Origin of the sequence: Streptomyces phyllanthi, assembly GCF_009377205.1 — a bacterium.
Lineage (GTDB): Bacteria > Actinomycetota > Actinomycetes > Streptomycetales > Streptomycetaceae > Streptomyces > Streptomyces phyllanthi.
In genome coordinates, this window is the sequence record NZ_VJZE01000673.1 from 1 (window position 1) to 3,572 (window position 3,572).

Genomic DNA, 3,572 nt, shown 5'->3' on the forward strand with positions numbered 1-3,572 from the left:
CCCTGGGATGGGACGGGTAGGGGCGGCGGGGGCGAAACTCCTAGTCGCGCGCCAACCGCTCGCCGCGCTGCTCCCTCGCCTGGTCGTACGGCAGACGAGAGGCCACGGGAGTCGCGTCCAGGCGGGCGGTGATGACGAGGGTGCCCTCCTCGATCTGGTAGTCGAGGGGCAGCCCGAGCCCGCGCATCGCGGCGACCATCCCGGTGTTGGAGGACTGGGTGACCGCGTACACGTTCCCGCAGCCCGCCTCGACCGCCATCGTCACCAGACGGCCGAGCAGTTCGCCGCCGATACCGCGCCGCTGCCATGCGTCCTCGACCAGCAGCGCCACCTCCGTCTCGTCACCGTCCCACAGGAGATGGCCGAGGCCGACGATCTTCCCCGACGGCGTCTCGACGGCCAGGGTGCGGCCGAAACGGGGGCTGAGCAGGTGGTTCAGATAGCGGTGGGCGTCGCCGAGCGGACCGTGGTACCGCATGCGCAGCGTGCGCGGCGTGCACCGCGCGTGCATCGCCCTCGCCGCGTCGAGGTCGCCGGTGTCGGCACGCCGTACGGTGATGTCGCCGCCCTCCGGCAGGGTCAGCACGTCCTGGCTGCGCGGGATACGCGGACCCAGCCGGGCGTCCAGCTCCACCAGCGCCCGCGCCCGCGCGAACTCCGTCGGCGTGAACGGCAGATACGGCCGCTCCACCGTGATCACCTCGCCCTCCGGCGCCCGCAGCCGCATCACCGTGTCCTCCAGGGCGCCCTCCACCGGGGCGCTGTCCTGGGCCGGACCGGAGCCAGGGGAGCCAGGGGAGCCAGAGGAGCCAAGGGAGGTGGGTGAGCCGGAGGAGGAGCCGGCGGGAAGCGAGCGGATCGTGCACCGGCCGAGCAACTGACGCAGGGCGAGCGGGAGTTCTGCGGCGTCCAGCGCCGTCCGGGTGGCCAGGCCGAGCACCCGGGTCGGTGCGTCGACGAGGTCATGGGCGTCGGCCCGTTCGATCCAGGTGCCGGTGCCGCCCGCCTCCGAGACCGCGCCGGTGATGTCGGACGCGGCCAGTTCCCCGGGTGCGCGCAACAGGAACTCGTCCACCGTGCCCTCGGCCAGCGGATGCGTCTGGAGGCTCAGGATGTCCACCCGGTGCCGGGCCAGCGCCGTGCACAGCGCGGCCAGCGAGCCCGGCTGGTCCCTCACCGTCGTCCTCATCCGCCACAGCACGGACGCTCCGTCGACCGCGCCGGCTTCGGACGGCCCGGCCCGCTCACCCTCGGGGAGTGGCCGGGTGCCGGTATCACCCTTCGGAGGGGCATGACCGTGGCGGCGTGACCACCACGAGTGGAAGCCGGCCGTGAACAGCGCGGCGAGTTTCGTCGCTTTACGCCGCCGGGGGTGCACCGGGCGACCGTTCTGCGCCCGCCTCACATCAGACATGTCTGTAGTCATGCAACCACTGTGCAGGAAGGGCGTTGCGTGACCACGAACGCTCTGTGACCGATGGGTAAAGCCGCGTTCCGCACCTTTTGCCGCTCTTCACGTACTCCCTATGGGCGTCGTGGCGTCGTCGCCTCGTGGGTACAGGGCCGCGGCCTCGCCATCGGTGTCCGGCCGCGGCCCCGCGGTCACTGCCCGACCCGCCCCGGTTGCAGCACCTGGGTGAACAGCACGGTCCCGTCCTGCTCGCGCAGCCGTACCGTCAGCTCCCCGCTGTCGCCGTCGATGTCGACCTCGCCGAAGAACTGGTAGCCGCCGGCGGGGGAGACGTTCGCGGTGGTCGGCGCCTTCACGAACACCCGCTCGGGACCGAAGGTGTTGTCCAGCGCGTTGGCCGGGAACGCGCCCGCGTTGAGCGGACCGGAGACGAACTCCCAGAACGGCTCGAAGTCGGTGAAGGCGGCCCGCGAGGGCTGGTAGTGCTGGGCCGAGGTGTAGTGCACGTCGGCGGTCAGCCACACCGTGCCGGTGATCCTGCGGTGCTTGATGAACCGCAGCAGCTCGGCGATCTGCAACTCGCGCCCGAGCGGCGCGCCCGGGTCGCCCTGCGCCACGGCCTCGATGTTCGGCCTGCCGTCTCCGGTGTCCGGCACCACCAGGCCGAGCGGCATGTCGGAGGCGATCACCTTCCACGCCGCACGCGACCTCGACAGCTCGTGCTTCAGCCACTCCAGCTGCTCGGCGCCGAGGATGCCCTGCGGGTCAGTGGTCTGGGTGCCCGCCGAGTTGGCGTTGCGGTACGTGCGCATGTCCAGCACGAAGACGTCCAGCAGCGGACCGTGGCGCAACACACGGTGGACCCGGCCGTCCCGCGCGCCCGGCCGCAGCGTGGAGATGGGGAAGTACTCGCCGAACGCCTGCCGAGCCCGCGAGGCCAGCACGTCGACGCTCTTCTCGGTGTACCGGGCGTCGGTGAGGATCTCACCCGGGTACCAGTTGTTGATGACCTCGTGGTCGTCCCACTGGACGATGGACGGCACCCGCGCGTTGAACTTCCTGAGGTGCTCATCGAGCAGGTTGTAGCGGAAGTTGCCGCGGAACTCGGCCAGGGACTCGGCGACCTTGGCCTTCTCCTCGGTGGTGATGTTCCGCCACACACTGCCGTCCGGCAGCTTGGCCGTCGCCGCGATCGGTCCGTCGGCGTAAATGGTGTCGCCGCTGAAGAGGAAGAAGTCCGGGTCGAGCGCGCCCATCGCGTCGAAGATGCGGTAACCGCCGAAGTCCGGGTTGATGCCCCAGCCCTGTCCGGCCAGGTCGCCCGACCACACGAAGCGCACTCCGTCACGGCGCTTCACCGGTGTCGTACGGAACGTGCCGGTGACCGGTTCGCCGGTGCGGCGCGGGTCGTCCGGGTCGGCGAGCAGGACGCGGTAGTGGATCTGCTCGCCCGGCGGCAGGCCGCGCAGCCGGGTCGTCCCGGTGAAGTCCGTGCCCGAGTCGAGCAGCGGGCCGTGCCATCTGCTCGGGTTGCGGAAGGACTCGGTGGCGGACGTCTCGACGATCATCCGGGCCGGCCGGTCGGAACGTACCCACACGAGTCCGGAGTGGGCCGTCACGTCCCCGGTCTGCACACCCCAGCCCGCCTTCGGCCGCCCCGACAGGGCGAACGCCGGCGCCGAGCCGAGCGTCGCGGGCAGGGCCACGGCAGCCGACGCGGCGAGGGAGCCGCGCAGCACGCTGCGGCGGCCGGGCAGGTGGCTCGGCGGACGGTGTGACATGAAAGGGCCTCCAGGGACGGGTTCCGGCCGATGTGCAACGCCACACCTACTGGTGCACCACGGCGCACACGGAAACCCCAAGTGAACAACTGACCTTGGCGGCAAGGGAACTGGTACGCGAAACCGGGCGCGTCGCGGCGGCGGGAACCAGCCGATGGCGGGGAGCGCGTGGCGTGACCGGGACCCTGTGGGAGGTACCGGGCGCGTGGCGCGACCGGAAACGCCTGGGAGGCACCGGGCGCGTCGCGTCCCTCAGGAGCCGGTGGCGCGACGTGTGCCGGTGGCGCGACGTGTGCCTGCGGGAGACCTGTCCCTGCGGGCGAGGCGGCCAGGCGTACGCCCCACACGTCACCAGCCACCCCCGCCACCAGCCCCCCCAC

At 71.7% G+C, this 3,572-nt stretch carries 3 protein-coding genes; 1 reads left to right on the forward strand and 2 read right to left on the reverse strand.

Annotation, left to right across the window (positions count from 1 at the left end; all coding sequences use genetic code 11):
• Nucleotides 1–40: 40 nt before the first annotated feature.
• Both FNH04_RS43145 and FNH04_RS43150 read right to left on the reverse strand, forming a co-directional pair.
• Nucleotides 41–1,414 (reverse strand): GNAT family N-acetyltransferase, encoded by a 1,374-nt coding sequence (locus FNH04_RS43145; protein ID WP_407704182.1) that lies wholly within the window; start codon nt 1,412–1,414, stop codon nt 41–43.
• 188 nt (nt 1,415–1,602) lie between these two features.
• Nucleotides 1,603–3,192, reverse strand: a complete 1,590-nt coding sequence (locus FNH04_RS43150) for an alkaline phosphatase D family protein (protein ID WP_152791701.1) — start codon at nt 3,190–3,192, stop codon at nt 1,603–1,605.
• A gap of 173 nt (nt 3,193–3,365) precedes the next feature.
• Here FNH04_RS43150 and FNH04_RS48360 point away from each other — a divergent pair.
• Nucleotides 3,366–3,572 (forward strand): hypothetical protein (locus tag FNH04_RS48360; RefSeq protein WP_228031969.1); only part of this gene is annotated, 207 nt, incomplete at its 3' end.

Excerpts from the sequence above, each read along its gene's own strand:
- FNH04_RS43145 (WP_407704182.1), bottom strand. The coding sequence starts at position 1,414 with ATGTCTGATGTGAGGCGGGCGCAGAACGGTCGCCCGGTGCACCCCCGG.
- FNH04_RS43150 (WP_152791701.1), bottom strand. The coding sequence starts at position 3,192 with ATGTCACACCGTCCGCCGAGCCACCTGCCCGGCCGCCGCAGCGTGCTG.